We start from the raw sequence: 14,425 nt of genomic DNA on the forward strand, positions 1-14,425 counted from the left end.
CTCGCACCCAATACATTCCGGAGTGCGAGCATGCGATGGCATCGGGGCCTGATGGGCGGAGCGGCCGCTCTGGCGATCGTTGCGACGGCTCCGTCGCTGGCGCATGCCTGTTCGCGCGTACTGTGGGCCGACAACGGCCAGGCCGTCGTCACAGGGCGCAATATGGACTGGCCCGAGGATATGAAGACCGATCTGTGGGCCTTTCCGCGCGGCATCAGCCGCAAGGGCGGCAGCGGCGACAATAACGAACTGGCTTGGACGTCGAAATACGGTAGCGTCGCCGCCGCCGTTTACAACATGGCGACCGGCGACGGCATCAATGAAAAGGGCCTCGTCGCCAACCTGCTGTGGCTGTCGGAATCCGATTACGGCAAGCGCGATGGGAGTAAGCCCGGGCTCGCGCTGTCGCTGTGGGCGCAATACAACCTCGACAACTTCGCCACCGTCGACGAAGCCGTCGCCGACATCGCCAGGGGCGGCTACCAGCTCGTCACCGCCGCCATGCCCGGCCACGCCAAGGCGACCGTGCATCTGTCGCTGTCGGACGCGAGCGGCGATTCCGCAATCATCGAGATCGTCGACGGCGGCCAGGTCCGCATCCATCACGACCGGCGTTATCTGGTGATGACGAACTCGCCGCCGTTCGCCGAGCAGCTCGCCAACCTGGAAAAATATCATGTGTTCGGCGGCGGCCAGCCGCTGCCGGGCACCAGCGAAGCCAGCGACCGCTTCGTCCGCGCCGCCTATTACATCCAGAACCAGACCAAGCCCGCCGACCTGCGGCAGACGGTCGCCCGCGTGCTCTCGGTGATGCGCAACGTGGCGCAGCCCTTCGTGCAGCCGGATCCAAATCGGCCGGAGGCCTCGCACACCATCTGGCGCACGGTCGCCGATTCCACCAACCGGCTGTATTTCTACGAATCCACCCTCAGCCCGAACATCGTCTGGGTGGGGCTGGACGGGCTGGACTTCTCGGCCGGCCAGCCGGTGCGCAAGCTCGACCTGGTCAACAGCGGCGACCTTGTGGGCGACGTTACCGGCCAATTCCGGCCGGCCGAGGCCTTTGTTTTCAAGACGGCAGGCCCCTGAAGCCGTTTTCCCGGCCCGCCAGACTACATAAAGAAATCTTTATATATGCATTGCGGCCTTGGGCGGAGGCTGTTATAGGCACGGCCAACCTATCAACCCCCATCGGATTGCCCGGGAAGGATCGCGCATGGCCATCGCCAAGGAATACATCGTCAAGGACATCGGCCTCGCCGATTTCGGCCGCAAGGAGCTCTCGCTGGCCGAGACCGAAATGCCCGGCCTGATGGCGACCCGCGAGGAATACGGCCCCAAGCAGCCGCTGAAGGGCGCGCGTATCGCCGGCTCGCTGCACATGACCATCCAGACCGGCGTGCTGATCGAGACGCTGGTTGCGCTCGGCGCCGACGTGCGCTGGGTGTCGTGCAATATCTATTCGACGCAGGACCACGCCGCCGCCGCCATCGCCGCTGCCGGCGTGCCGGTGTTCGCGATCAAGGGCGAGAGCCTCAAGGACTACTGGGACTACACCGCCAAGCTGTTTGAATGGCACGGCGGCGGCTACCCAAACATGATCCTCGACGACGGCGGCGACGCCACGATGTACGTCCACCTCGGCCTCAAGGCCGAGAAGGGCGACACCGCGTTCCTCGACAAGCCGGGTTCGGAAGAAGAGGAAGTGTTTTTCGCGCTGCTCAAGAAGCAGCTCAAGGAAAAACCGAAGGGCTACTTCCAGGCGATCGCCGACTCGATCAAGGGCGTCTCGGAAGAGACCACTACCGGCGTGCACCGTCTCTACGACATGCAGAAGGCCGGCACGCTGCTGTGGCCCGCCATCAACGTCAACGACTCGGTCACCAAGTCGAAGTTCGACAACCTCTATGGCTGCCGTGAATCGCTGGTCGACGGCATCCGCCGCGGCACCGACGTCATGATGTCCGGCAAGGTCGCGATGGTCGCCGGCTTCGGCGACGTCGGCAAGGGCTCGGCCGCATCGCTCCGCCAGGCCGGCTGCCGCGTCATGGTCTCGGAAATCGATCCGATCTGCGCGCTGCAGGCGGCGATGGAAGGCTATCAGGTCGTGACGATGGAAGACGCCGCGCCGCAGGCCGACATCTTCGTCACCGCCACCGGTAACAAGGACATCATCACCATCGAGCACATGCGCGCGATGAAGGATCGCGCCATCGTCTGCAACATCGGCCACTTCGACAACGAGATCCAGATCGCCTCGCTGAAGAACCTGAAGTGGACGAACATCAAGCCGCAGGTCGACGAGATCACCTTCCCCGACGGCCACCGTATCATCATGCTGTCGGAAGGCCGCCTGGTGAACCTCGGCAACGCCATGGGCCACCCGAGCTTCGTGATGTCGGCGTCGTTCACCAACCAGACCCTGGCGCAGATCGAACTCTTCGCCAACAACAAGGACGGCAAGTACAAGAAGGAAGTCTACGTGCTGCCGAAGTCGCTCGACGAGAAGGTCGCGCGCCTGCATCTCGCCAAGATCGGCGTCAAGCTCACCGAGCTGCGCAAGGACCAGGCCGACTACATCGGCGTCCCGCAGCAAGGTCCGTTCAAGAGCGATCACTATCGCTACTAGGCGTTCTGTACGGCGAACTTTTCAATGGCCGGGCAATTCGCCCGGCCATTTCTTTATGAGCGCATAGCGCGCTTATGAATCAACGGCAGCCTTCCGGGGCTCATTGCGCGACACCAGGGCGATCTCTCGCTATTGATAGAGCGAAAGAAGCGTCCCGGAGACCGTCGCAGAGACGCCCAGGGCCTCGGCGGCCGATTTGAAAAGCCCCACGTCCTTTGCCGGAATCCTGTTGTCAACAGCGCCTGAGACGCCTTGCGCGATGAGGCGGCCATACGATTGATAAATCGGCGACGGAAAGAGTGTCGTCGTGAGCATATCGACGACGCTCTGCGGGGGGACACCCATCTTCTGCGAAAGTGCAAGCCCCTCTTTCAATGACGCCATCGCCGAGATGATGAGCATGTTTCCGATCAGTTTGACGGCTAAGGCCGCCCCCGCCTGTTCGCCGAAATCGAAGACCCCTTGCGCTCCGGCTGCCCGCAGAACCGGACGCACCCGCTGCTTGGCAGCCTCCGCTCCCGCGGTAACGATCCATAGTTTCTTATCAACAGCCGCTTCCGGTCGGCCGAAAATCGGCGCTTCCACCATGGCCGAGCCGTGCTCGGCATGAAGTGCCATCAGTCGCCGCGAGCAGTCCGGCGAGAGCGTGGTCATCGACACGTGCACCCCGCCTGTCCCGAGGCGAGCGAGAAAGCCCTCGCTGCGAACGATGGTTTCGACCGATGCATCATCCCAAAGCAGGCTCAGAACAACGCCGCCAGGTGAGACAACGTCCAACGGCTGGTTCGCGCACACGGCGCCACGCTCTACGAACGGGGCAACTTTGCCGGCGTCGCGGTTATAAATCGTGAGCTGATGGCCCGCCGCCATCAAATTGGTAACGATGGGCCGGCCGAGATTGCCGAGGCCCAGGAAACCGATTGCTTCATGCATGAACTTCTCCGCTCAATTTCACGGCGATCTTGCCGAAATGCGAGCCGCTACGAAGATAAGTGTACGCTTCGGGGGTTTCGTCGAAGCCGTACACCCGATCAACGACCGGATGTATCGCGTGCTCCGTGAGGAAGCGATTCATCGCGGCGAAATGTTCGCCGGATCCGACGGTGACGCCGATGATGTCGGCATTTTCCCACTGAACGCGCGCAAGGTCGGGCTTCGGGCCGAATCCGGTCAAAACACCGATTTGAACAATCTTGCCACCCGATGTGACCGAACGGATTGACCGGTCATAGGTCCCCGGACCGCCAAGCTCGAGGATGTGGCTAGCGCCTTCGCCATCCGTGGCCTTCATGACGGCGACATCCCAGTCAGGCGTGTCGCGGTAGTTGATGAGAGTCGTGGCGCCGAGCGCCTTGGCGCGGGCCAGTTTTTCATCCGAGGAGGAAATGACAATCGCACGCGCGCCCAGCGCGGCGGCAAACTGAAGGCCGAACAGCGCGACGCCACCCGTGCCCTGAACCAGCAAGGTGGCGTCCTTCCCCATCCCGCCGCGTGCAATGAGGCCGTGCCAGGCCGTAACGGCGGCGCAAGGTAGGGNACGACATACTCGGCCAGCATTCCGTCGAGCACCCGGCTGCCGAGGGCCGATGCGATATAGCTGCTCTTGAACGGCCCCGAGACCCAATCGCGGAAATATGACGCGGCAACGCGGTCGCCAACCTTCCATTGGACGACGCCGGAGCCAATGGCATCGATGACGCCTGCGCCATCGCAGAGCGGCACACGGCCATTGATCGCCCCGTTGCCTGCCGCGTCGAGGATCAGCAGGTCGCGATAGTTCAGACTCGCTGCCTCGACCCGAATGCGGATATCGCCGCTGGCAGGTTCCGGTTTCTCGATATCGGCTTGCACGAGGCTCCCTGCACCATCGCGGCCGATCAAATGGAAAGCCTTCATCGTTGCTCCTCGCAAGTGTCGTATTCACTTGAGTGAGCGCAGCGTGTAGGCTCTGACAGCGCTGTCAGAGTCAAGAGGCCTTCACATGAAGATCGGCGAACTCTCCCGTAGGTCGGGAGTCAGCGTCCGAATGCTGCGTTACTACGAAAGCGAAGGATTGCTCGCGCCGCAACGGACCAAGGCTGGTTACCGTGACTATGGTGTGGCGGAAGAGGAAACCGTCCGGCGGATCAGGATGCTTGGCGCCGCCGGATTGACGCTTCAAACGATCCAGCGGTTGCTGCCTTGCGTGAGGAACGACCACCTCGACTTCAAGCCGTGCAACGAACTGCGAAGAATCCTCGCACAGCAGGTCGGCCTCATCGATGAACGTATCGACTCGCTCAGCCAAAGCAGGAAAATGCTGGCCGGGTTTCTATCAAGCGTGAACCAATAGCCGTCTCCAGCAACCAGGTTTCTTGAGCCGGCCGTTCGCGTCCTGCTGTTGTCCGAAGTCCGCCGTCGTCGCCGTGAGCGCCACGGGGCGACGACCTCTCTATTTGCTCTGCGCCGCCGTCGCCCCGAGCAGTTCCACCCAGCGCCGCATGTCGATGGTCATATAGATCATCCAGCCGAGCACGATGAAGGCGAGCACCGGCTTGAGCACACGGTCGACCGCCAGCGCGCCGTGGAAATCGATCAGCAGGACCGCGATGATGAGCAGCCAGGCGCGGTGGTCGCGGGCGTTACGCCGCAGCAGCATCAACGCCACGCCGGTCAGCGCCGGGGTGAACACCATGTAGGACAGGAACTCGTTACGCGGCCCGAACAGGTTGATGTAGCACGCCGCGTACAGCATCACGGCGACGGCAAAGACGACGATGTTGCCATAGCGCGCGATGCGCCAGACCAGCGCCAGGAAGCCGAGTGCGGCGGCGAGCCGGATCGCGGTCTGTACGGTGTGCGGCAGCGCCAGCCCGAACGAGTCGAGCATCGTCGCGAAGTCGGCCTGATAGAGCCACTGCCCCGGCTCGACCGAGGTCAGTTGCTGCAGCTTGACGATCCAGATGCGGTACTGCTCGGCGACATAGGCCGGATGCGCAAACGCGAACGGCAAGGTCAATGCCGCGACCAGCGCCAGAGCCAGCCACAGCCGCATTTTCGGTTGCGTCGCGCCGCACAGCAGCAGCATCACCAGCGACAGCGGTTTGGTGATGATGCTGAGGAACAGCCAAAGCGCGCCGAGCGCCCAGCGCCGCCGCGCAATCGCCACCGCCGCCAGCATCATGAAGGCGGTCATTCCGACCTGCGCCTGGACGTATTTCAGATTGAACCAGGCGACCGGGATGTTGATCATCAGCAGCACGCCGGCGAGGTTGAGGACATCGCGGCCGCTCTGTTCCGGCAGCAACAGCTTCATGAAGAAGTACGCGGCGACGGACAACAGCGCTGCCGAGATCGCCATGGCGATCGCCGCTGCGACCACCGGCTGCAGCATCGGCAGCGGTCCGAGCACGAGCAGCGACACCGGCCAGTACAGATATTCGCCGAGGGTCGACATGTCGTAGATCGTCTGCCCGCTCCAGAAAGCGTGCGCGGCATCGAGATAGGCCTGGAAGGTCGAGCCGAAGCGCTTCGGATCGGTGCGCACCAGCGAATTGATGCAGAAGACGATCCAGACGCCCCAGCCGATCCAAGGATAGCGCAGAAAGATCTCGCTGACGCGATCCTCGAGGCGCAGCAGGTTCTGATAGCTGAAGAAGCTTCCGTTCTCTTGTTGGGAGTCCACGGCCATGCCCTCTGTAGCCTCGCGTTGAGGCAAGCGCATATCACGACCGCGGCGGTACGACCATGATCGTATAGTGGCGCGGCTCGGCGCCGGGACTGCCAGGTGTGCGGAAGATCGTCGTCTGTGACGTCTGGCTCGGCGCATCGCCGATCGCGGTCTTGGCTCTGGCGAGGCAGGCCTGATCCTCGGTGAAGCACAGTTGCACCATGCCGCCGTGCCGCAAGGTAACCGGGTCAGGCATCGTCACCAGTCCCGGAACGAGTATGCGCGGCTTGTCCTGGGCATAGGCAGCCACCGGCAAAACGATATCGCCGTCGCCGCCGACATAACGCAGCGGCAGCGGCATGACCTGCCGCCAAAGCCGCTCCACCTCGCGCGCCAGCAGCGGCGCCTGCGCCGCCGGCGGCGGGCCCTTCGGCCGGGTCCGCTCGGCGATGAAGGGCGAGGCCGCAAGCAGCACCAGCGGCAGCGCGATGGCAAAAGCGGCGATGCGCTTGGTATCGACCGGCCGCCAGGTCACGGCCGGGGGCGACAGCAGCATCACGGGCAACAAGGTCCAGGCCGACATCGACCACAGCGAGGTGATTTCGGTATGGGCGGCGACGGCCCCCACCATCGGCAGCAACAGCGGCGCCCAGAACGCCAGTGCCACGAGGCGCCTGTCGTCATTCTGCGGCCAGACCATGTCGCGCATGGTTGCAAGATGCGCACGCGAAGCGACGAGCACGATGAGCACCGGTAGCGCGACATAGCCGATCGAGCCGCCGAGATAGCCGAGCGCGGCGACGGCGGTCGCGGCAAAGGGTTTGGCCTCGTGCGCGGCTTCGGCATACTTGAAGGTGATGAAATCGTGCTGGAACAGCCAGACGATGTGCGGCGCAAGGCAGACGGCGCCGAACAGCACGGTGATCCACGGCGCGACGGAGCGGAAATACAACGTGCGGCGACGGTCGGCGAGCGCGGCGACGACGAGGCCGGCGATCAGAAAGATCGACCAGTATTTGCCAAGCATGCAGGCCGCCGCGGCGATGCCGGCGAGCGCGGCCAGGCGCGGGCTGCGCGTGACGTATGATTTCAGGAAGTAATAGGTCGCCGCCGCCCATAGCGGCATCAGCACGGTGTTGACGTTGAACTTCAGCGCATGAAAACTGAAGAACGGCACCAAGGTCAGCAAGGCGAGACCGGCGACGCGCTTCGACAGCGGCAGATAGTCGGCCATCAGCCGCCAGATGATCCACAGCGCCAGCGCCGGCATCAGCATCGCCAGCAGGTAATAGGCCCAGTCCGACACCGGAAAGATTTCGAACCAGCCGCGCACCAGCCAGGCCGCGAGCGGCGGATGCTTGGAATAACCGAAATCGAGATCGCGCGACCACGCGATCAACTCGGTCATGTCAGGATTGAGGCCCTGCGTCTGCTTGGTAATCGTGCCGTAGGCGGTCCACACGCCGACATAGACGGCGAGCGCGAACAGCACCGTCACATTGGCGTTGGCCGGATCGGCGAATGACGCGGCAATGCGCCGGGCGTCTTTTTTGATGTTCGACCACATGGCGGGAGCCTATGCCACGGCGCGCGGCGCAGGTCACCTTACCTTTGTCTCACACTTCCTTATAGAAAAACGCCGTGGCCGTCGGCACGCCGAGGGTCGAGAGCGCGTGGCCCGGCACGATGCCGTATTGGACCCAGCCGCAACTGCGATACAGCAGATCGCCGGAGCTGCCCAAGGTCGTATCGAGCATCAGCAGCGTTCGCCCCTCCTCCCGCGCCAGCGCCTCGACGGCATCGAGCAGGCGGCGCCCGACGCCTTTCCGGCGATGCGACGCCAGCACCAGCATCTTGCCGACATCGGCGCGGTGCGGCTGGTTCGGTTGCGGCGCCTTGGTCAGCACGACGGTGCCGATCAACCGATCGCCGTCTTCCGCGACCAGCAGATGCCGCCCGCCATCGGCGAGACCGGAGATCTGGCCTCGCCAGAATTCCTCCGCCTCGCTTTGCGTGAAGCCCTCCAGGAAATTCACCGAAGCGCCGCTGTCCACCGCGTCGCGCAGGATGGCGCCGAGTTCACCGAGACGCCGCTCGGCCTCGGCGGCAGCGAGCTCACGGATGACGACGGTGCCGGCCATAAACTGTCCTTTCAGAAACGCGGCGCGCCAGGCGCGACCACGACGAGATAATGCGCCGGCTTGACTCCCGGATTGCGAAAGACGATTGGCTGGCCAAGGTGCATATGCAGGCAGTCGCCGGCTTCGAGCCGGTAGGTCGTGTCGCCGACCGTCAATTCCATGCGGCCGGCGAGCAACACGATCTGCTGATCCATCGGCGGCGTGCGCGAGGATTCCATGGTCACCGAGGCGCCGGCGGGAAACTCGACGTCGACAATGTCGGCCGCCGCGTCGCACTTCGGCGGCGTCACCGCGCGCCGCACGTAGCCGCTGGCGGGATCGCGCCACACCACCTGGTCGGCGCGGCGCGACAGCGGCGAGGGCGGCTGTTCGGTCTCGGCGAACAGCGCCGACAGCGTGACATCGAGCCCGGCGCAGACGCGGCCGAGCAGTTGCGCGGTCGGATTCGATTCACCGCGCTCGATGCGCGACAGCATGGCGCGGCTCACGCCGGCCCTTTCCGCCAGTGCCTCCAGCGTCAGGCCGCGGGCGGCGCGCAACGCCTTGATCCGCTCGCCGATGGCGCGATCCAGGCTGTCGAGGTCGGCACTTTCTTGTTCCATGATATAAGAATAGCTGTCTTATATATTGGAACCAAGACGCCTTGCCGCCGCGAACCCGCCGTTAACGTCGGGCCGCCACACTCCCGGCCATGGCGCAGCAGATTTTGCAGAGGACGGCCGTCGAGACGCCACGCGTGGCGGCGCCTGCGCTCGCCCCCATGACCGAGCCGGCGCCCGAACTGTCCGTCATCCTGCCGGCCTTCAATGAGCGCGCCAACATCCCGATGATGGTCGAGCGCCTGTCGCGCGCGCTCGACGGCATCGACTGGGAAGTCATCGTCGTTGACGACAATTCGCCGGACGGCACCAGCGCCCTCACCCGCGACATCGGCTCGCGCGACCGCCGCGTCCGCTGCATTCGCCGCGTCGGCCGCCGCGGCCTCGCCGGCGCCTGCATCGAGGGCATGCTGGCCTCGAGCGCGCCGTACGTCGCGGTGATGGATGCCGACGGCCAGCATGACGAGACGCTGCTCGCGGCCATGGTCGCAAAACTGCGCCAATGCGAGACCGATCTCGTCGTCGCCTCGCGCTATATCGACGGCGTCACGGATTCCGGTTTCAGCGCCAGCCGGGCGAAGGCGAGCCAGTGGTCCACCGTCCTGGCGCGCAAGCTGCTGAAGGTCGAACTGACCGATCCGATGAGCGGCTTCTTCATGCTCCGCCGCGAGGTGATCGACGAACTGGCGCCGAAGCTGTCGACACAAGGCTTCAAGATTCTGCTCGATATCGCCGCCACCGGCCGCGACACCTTGCGCGTCGCCGAACTCCCGTTCGTGTTCGGCGCGCGGCTTCATGGTGAGAGCAAGCTGGATGCCCGCGTCGCGCTCGATTTCGGCCAGCTCCTGCTGGCCAAGCTGTCGAACGACGCCATCTCCTACCGCTTCGTGCTGTTCTGTCTGGTCGGCGCCACCGGCGTCGGCGTGCACATGGCCGCGCTCTACATGGTTCACGCGCTCGGCGTCGAAAGCTTCGGCGTGCAGCAGACCATTGCCACCATAGTCGCGATCGCCTGGAACTACGTTTTCAACAACGCCTATACCTACCGCGACCAGCGCCTCGCCGGTTGGGCCTTCGTCCGCGGCCTGCTCGTGTTCGAACTGGTCTGCTCGGTCGGCGCCATTTCCAATGTCGGCGTCGCCAGCCTGATCTACGCCGGCGGCCCGAGCTGGTGGATCGCCGGCCTTGGCGGCGCCGTCATGGGCGCGGTGTGGAATTACGCCGTTTCCGCCGCAGTCGTGTGGAAGACGCCCTGAGCTCGTCATTCCGGGATGCGCTGAAAGCCCGGACCCGCAATCCACCCTCAAATTCGGCACTTGTTGCTGGATTCCGGGTTCGACCCTGCGGGTCGCCCCGGAATGACGGCGGGTGGCTATGAGATCGCCTTGTAGCCCCGGGATTCGGGTGTTATCTCGCGGCCATGACGTCCGCCCCGATCCAGAATATCCGCAATTTCTCCATCGTCGCCCATATCGACCATGGCAAATCGACGCTGGCCGACCGGCTGATCCAGCTCACCGGCGGCCTCGACGCGCGCGAGATGGCGGGCCGCGAGCAGGTCCTCGACTCGATGGACATCGAGAAAGAGCGCGGCATCACCATCAAGGCGCAGACCGTGCGCCTGAAATACCGCGCCAAGGACGGCAAGGATTACATCCTCAACCTGATGGACACGCCCGGCCACGTCGACTTCGCCTATGAGGTCAACCGGTCGCTGGCCGCCTGCGAGGGTTCGCTGCTGGTGGTCGACGCCTCGCAGGGCGTCGAAGCGCAGACGCTCGCCAATGTCTATCACGCGCTCGACGCCGGCCACGAGATCGTGCCGGTGCTCAACAAGATCGACCTGCCGGCCGCCGAGCCGGAAAAGATCAAGAAGCAGATCGAGGACGTCATCGGCCTCGACGCCTCCGACGCCATCGGCATTTCCGCCAAGACCGGCCTCAACATCGATCAGGTGCTGGAAGCTATCGTCACCAAGCTGCCGCCGCCGAAGGGCGATCGCGACGCGCCGCTCAAGGCGCTGCTGGTCGATAGCTGGTACGACGCCTACCTCGGGGTCGTCGTTCTGGTGCGCGTCGTCGATGGCGCGCTGAAGAAGGGCCAGCGCATCCGCATGATCGGCATCGAGGCGCATTATGAAGTCGATCGTGTCGGCGTATTCCTGCCGAAGCTGACGCCGGTCGACGAACTCGGCCCCGGCGAGATCGGCATGCTCACCGCCTCGATCAAGGAAGTCGCCGACACGCGCGTCGGCGATACCATCACCGACGAGCGCAATCCGAACGACGATCCCCTGCCCGGCTTCCAGCCGGCGATCCCGGTCGTGTTCTGCGGCCTGTTCCCGGTTGATGCTGCCGACTTCGAAGCGCTGCGCGCGGCGATGGGCAAGCTGCGCCTCAACGACGCCAGCTTCACCTTCGAAATGGAAACCTCGGCCGCGCTCGGCTTCGGCTTCCGCTGCGGCTTCCTTGGCCTGCTGCATCTCGAAATCATTCAGGAGCGGCTGGAGCGCGAATTCAATCTCGATCTGATCGCCACGGCGCCATCGGTCATCTACAAGATGAACCTGCGCGACGGCAGCCAGATCGAGCTGCACAATCCGGTCGACATGCCGGACGTGATGCAGATCCTCGAGATCGAGGAGCCGTGGATCGAAGCGACGATCCTGACGCCGGACGAATATCTCGGCGCCGTGCTCAAGCTGTGCCAGGACCGCCGCGGCACGCAGAAGGAGCTGACCTATGTCGGCTCGCGCGCCATGGTCAAATACGACCTGCCGCTCAACGAGGTGGTGTTCGATTTCTACGATCGCCTGAAATCGGTGTCGAAGGGCTATGCCTCGTTCGACTATCATCTCACCGATTACAAGGTGTCCGACCTCGTCAAGATGTCGATCCTCGTCAATGACGAACCGGTCGATGCGCTGTCGATGCTGGTGCACCGGACGCGCGCCGAATCGCGCGGCCGTGGCATGGTCGAGAAGCTGAAGGAACTGATCCCGCCGCACATGTTCCAGGTGCCGATCCAGGCCGCCATCGGCGGCAAGATCATCGCCCGCGAAACCGTGCGCGCGCTGCGCAAGGACGTCACCGCCAAGTGCTACGGCGGCGACGCCACCCGCAAGCGCAAGCTTCTGGACAAGCAGAAGAAGGGCAAGAAGAAGATGCGCCAGTACGGCAAGGTGGACATCCCGCAGGAGGCGTTCATCGCCGCGCTGAAGGTGGATGTGTAGGGAAACGGAAGCCTACTGACCCGCAAATCGGGGCTTCATAGCGATCAGCGAGACAGCGACCTTCCGCGCCCGGTCTTTCGCCTCGGCCGATTTGCCAAGACCCATATATTCAGTCTCAATTGTGTAGAGATAGTCGGCGACCTGTTCGATTGATGCGCCGTCATGCATCACCATGACATAGGCCTTGCTGACATAGGCATCGTACTCGTCCTGCGCCTGCGGTACGTCGCGGACCCCGATCGGATCCCATTCTCGCATCAACAAATCATGGACCATGGCCCTGTTCTGCCTTGCGAGGTATTTTGGATAGGGCTTGATTGTCATGCGACGGCCTCGAAAATCCGCGACAGCCAATTGGGGCTAAGCACAATAGCTCGCAGGCAGTGACTCTGCCCGGCCTAGCCTCTCCCGGCCTAATCCTTCGAGACGCGTCCGTCGGCCGCTCCTCGGAAGAAGGCGGAGAGAAGCCCGCCGCACCGCACGATTGACGCCGTTCCGGCCCGTCAGCCACACTCCGCAAAAATCATACGGCTTTGGAGGGGCGCATGCTGGGCATCGACGATCTCGCGCGGGCGAAAGACAAGCTCTACACCCCCGTCCTGTCTGACGTGCTCGACAGCTTCGGCCACACATCGCAGGCCATGGGCCCGACCATCCGGCCGCTCGACGACACGCAGGTGCTCGTCGGCCGCGTCCGCACCGGCGCCTATATGGCGGTGTGCGATGCCGGCCCCGAAGGCGAGAACCCCTACGAACTCGAGATCCAACTGATCGACGACATCAAGCGCGGTGAAATTCCCGTGCTCGGCTGCGCCGGCAACCTCAACATCGCGCCGTGGGGCGAACTGCTGACCACGGCCACACGCATGCGCGGCGGCGTCGGCTGCATCACCGACGGCCTGTGCCGCGACGTGCGCTTCATTCGCAATTTGAAGTTTCCGGTGTTCTGCGGCGGCATCGGCCCGCTCGACTCGCGCGGTCGAGGCAAGATGCAGGAGATCGACCGGCCGATGGAATGCGGCGGCGTGAAAGTGCGGTCGGGCGACATCGTGTTCGGTGACGTCGACGGCGTCGTCGTCGTCCCGCGGGAGATCGAGGACAAGGTGTTCGAGGCGGCCTTCAAGAAGGTCGAGGGCGAGACCCGCTCGCGCGACGAACTGCTCAAGGGCCGGCTGCTGGCGGACGTTTACGCGAAGTACGGGATCCTTTAAGGCGCGCCGAAGAACGCGATCAGGGCCTCCGCGGTGTCCTGCGGAAACTCTTCGGGAAAAAAGTGACCGCCCTCGACCGGGCCGCCGCTGACCTCGGCGGCCCACGCCCGCCACAAACCCAACGGCCCGCCGGCGTCGCCGTACCAGTTGTTCAGCGGACCGGCCTTGCTCCAATGCACCAGAACGGGGCACGCAATCCGCCGCTGCGCCTGCCGGTCGGCGACATCATGATCGTAGTCGAGGGTCGCGGCCGCGCGATACTCTTCGCAGATGGCGTGCACATGATCCGGATCGCGCAGCACGTCGATATATTCGCCGCGCACGTCGTCACTGAACGTTCCGGGCGCGGAGCCCCAGCCGCTCAGTGCCTGGTCGACGATCGCGTCGGGGCGGCCGAGAACGAGTTGCTCGGGAAACGGCGCGGCCTGCGCCAGCAACGACCACGGCCAGTAACCGACGGCGAACCGCCGGTCCGCGCGATCCCAGGCATCGGCGACGGGCACGACGTCGAGCACGGCGGCGCGGCGGATACGTTCGGGCAGGTCGAGCGCCAGACGATAGGCGACGCGGCCGCCTCGATCGTGACCGGCAACCGAGAACCGCCGAAAACCCAGTAACGTCATCACCGACGCCATGTCGGCCGCCATGGCCCGCTTGGCATAGCGTCCGTGATCGGGCCCAGCCGGCGGACAGCCGCTTCGGCCGTAGCCGGTCAAGTCGGCGCAGACCACGGTGAAACGCTGCGCCAGAGCTGGCGCGATATCGCGCCACATCAGGTGCGTTTGCGGAAAGCCGTGCAGCAGCAGCACCGCCGGCCCGGCACCGCCGCGGCGCACATGGATCGTCGTGTCCTCGATATCGAGATCGACCGTTTCGAAATTATCGAACATCCCCGGGGCTCCCTCGCCGCCTGCGCGCAACGATCAACGCGCAGAGGCCCCGGAGTATCCCGCTCCCCTTTATC

The 14,425-nt window shown here is 64.3% G+C and carries 14 protein-coding genes and 1 pseudogene; 6 read left to right on the forward strand and 9 right to left on the reverse strand.

Annotated features, from left to right (window positions below):
* Positions 1-30 precede the first annotated feature (30 nt).
* Positions 31-1,089: a linear amide C-N hydrolase gene (locus ASD45_RS21505; protein ID WP_056913758.1), complete on the forward strand. Its 1,059-nt coding sequence runs from the start codon at positions 31-33 to the stop codon at positions 1,087-1,089.
* 127 nt (positions 1,090-1,216) lie between these two features.
* Positions 1,217-2,629 carry an adenosylhomocysteinase gene (gene ahcY, locus ASD45_RS21510; RefSeq protein ID WP_056913759.1) on the forward strand — a complete coding sequence of 471 codons (1,413 nt, stop codon included), beginning with the start codon at positions 1,217-1,219 and terminating at the stop codon, positions 2,627-2,629.
* 129 nt (positions 2,630-2,758) lie between these two features.
* Here the strand turns inward: ahcY and ASD45_RS21515 are convergent, their stop codons facing one another.
* The 3 genes and pseudogenes from ASD45_RS21515 to ASD45_RS24135 form a co-directional block, all read right to left on the reverse strand.
* A complete protein-coding gene (locus ASD45_RS21515; protein ID WP_056913760.1) occupies positions 2,759-3,562 on the reverse strand; it encodes an NAD(P)-dependent oxidoreductase in 804 nt (267 codons plus the stop codon).
* On the reverse strand, positions 3,555-4,165 hold a 611-nt coding region (locus tag ASD45_RS24130), incomplete at its 5' end, for an NAD(P)-dependent alcohol dehydrogenase (RefSeq protein ID WP_244485604.1). The genes ASD45_RS21515 and ASD45_RS24130, both read right to left, overlap by 8 nt.
* Before the next feature lies 1 nt (position 4,166).
* Positions 4,167-4,525 (reverse strand): annotated as a pseudogene (locus ASD45_RS24135) (alcohol dehydrogenase catalytic domain-containing protein); the annotation flags it as partial.
* 85 nt (positions 4,526-4,610) lie between these two features.
* Here ASD45_RS24135 and ASD45_RS21525 point away from each other — a divergent pair.
* Positions 4,611-4,961 carry a MerR family transcriptional regulator gene (locus ASD45_RS21525; RefSeq protein ID WP_056913761.1) on the forward strand — a complete coding sequence of 117 codons (351 nt, stop codon included), beginning with the start codon at positions 4,611-4,613 and terminating at the stop codon, positions 4,959-4,961.
* Positions 4,962-5,060: 99 nt separating this feature from the next.
* Here the strand turns inward: ASD45_RS21525 and ASD45_RS21530 are convergent, their stop codons facing one another.
* The 4 genes from ASD45_RS21530 to ASD45_RS21545 are packed head-to-tail and all read right to left on the reverse strand — an operon-like array spanning position 5,061 to position 9,021.
* Positions 5,061-6,293 (reverse strand): glycosyltransferase 87 family protein, encoded by a 1,233-nt coding sequence (locus ASD45_RS21530; RefSeq protein ID WP_162249481.1) that lies wholly within the window; start codon positions 6,291-6,293, stop codon positions 5,061-5,063.
* A gap of 40 nt (positions 6,294-6,333) precedes the next feature.
* Positions 6,334-7,845: a glycosyltransferase family 39 protein gene (locus ASD45_RS21535; RefSeq protein WP_056913763.1), complete on the reverse strand. Its 1,512-nt coding sequence runs from the start codon at positions 7,843-7,845 to the stop codon at positions 6,334-6,336.
* A 49-nt stretch (positions 7,846-7,894) separates the two neighbouring features.
* Positions 7,895-8,419: a GNAT family N-acetyltransferase gene (locus ASD45_RS21540; RefSeq protein WP_056913764.1), complete on the reverse strand. Its 525-nt coding sequence runs from the start codon at positions 8,417-8,419 to the stop codon at positions 7,895-7,897.
* Positions 8,420-8,430: 11 nt separating this feature from the next.
* The gene (locus tag ASD45_RS21545; protein ID WP_056913765.1) at positions 8,431-9,021 is read right to left on the reverse strand and encodes a helix-turn-helix domain-containing protein; all 591 of its coding nucleotides are present in this window, start codon (positions 9,019-9,021) and stop codon (positions 8,431-8,433) included.
* A 134-nt stretch (positions 9,022-9,155) separates the two neighbouring features.
* On the opposite strand from ASD45_RS21545, the gene ASD45_RS21550 reads away from it, so the two are divergent.
* Positions 9,156-10,274, forward strand: coding sequence for a glycosyltransferase family 2 protein (locus ASD45_RS21550; protein ID WP_348271251.1), 1,119 nt, complete (start codon positions 9,156-9,158; stop codon positions 10,272-10,274).
* A 164-nt stretch (positions 10,275-10,438) separates the two neighbouring features.
* Entirely contained in the window at positions 10,439-12,250 is a 1,812-nt protein-coding gene (gene lepA / locus ASD45_RS21555) for a translation elongation factor 4 (RefSeq protein ID WP_056913766.1), read from the forward strand.
* Positions 12,251-12,262: 12 nt separating this feature from the next.
* Here lepA and ASD45_RS21560 read toward each other — a convergent pair whose 3' ends face one another.
* On the reverse strand, positions 12,263-12,574 hold the full coding sequence (locus tag ASD45_RS21560; protein ID WP_156381030.1) for a hypothetical protein: 312 nt from the start codon (positions 12,572-12,574) through the stop codon (positions 12,263-12,265).
* 221 nt (positions 12,575-12,795) lie between these two features.
* Between ASD45_RS21560 and ASD45_RS21565 the strand changes: the two genes are divergently transcribed.
* A complete protein-coding gene (locus ASD45_RS21565; RefSeq protein ID WP_056913768.1) occupies positions 12,796-13,461 on the forward strand; it encodes an RraA family protein in 666 nt (221 codons plus the stop codon).
* Here ASD45_RS21565 and ASD45_RS21570 read toward each other — a convergent pair.
* Entirely contained in the window at positions 13,458-14,351 is an 894-nt protein-coding gene (locus ASD45_RS21570) for an alpha/beta hydrolase (RefSeq protein WP_056913769.1), read from the reverse strand. The two genes, ASD45_RS21565 and ASD45_RS21570, sit on opposite strands and share 4 nt — an antisense overlap.
* Positions 14,352-14,425 lie beyond the last annotated feature (74 nt).

It is taken from the genome of Pseudolabrys sp. Root1462, from assembly GCF_001426945.1.
In the GTDB taxonomy this organism is placed as follows: domain Bacteria; phylum Pseudomonadota; class Alphaproteobacteria; order Rhizobiales; family Xanthobacteraceae; genus Pseudolabrys.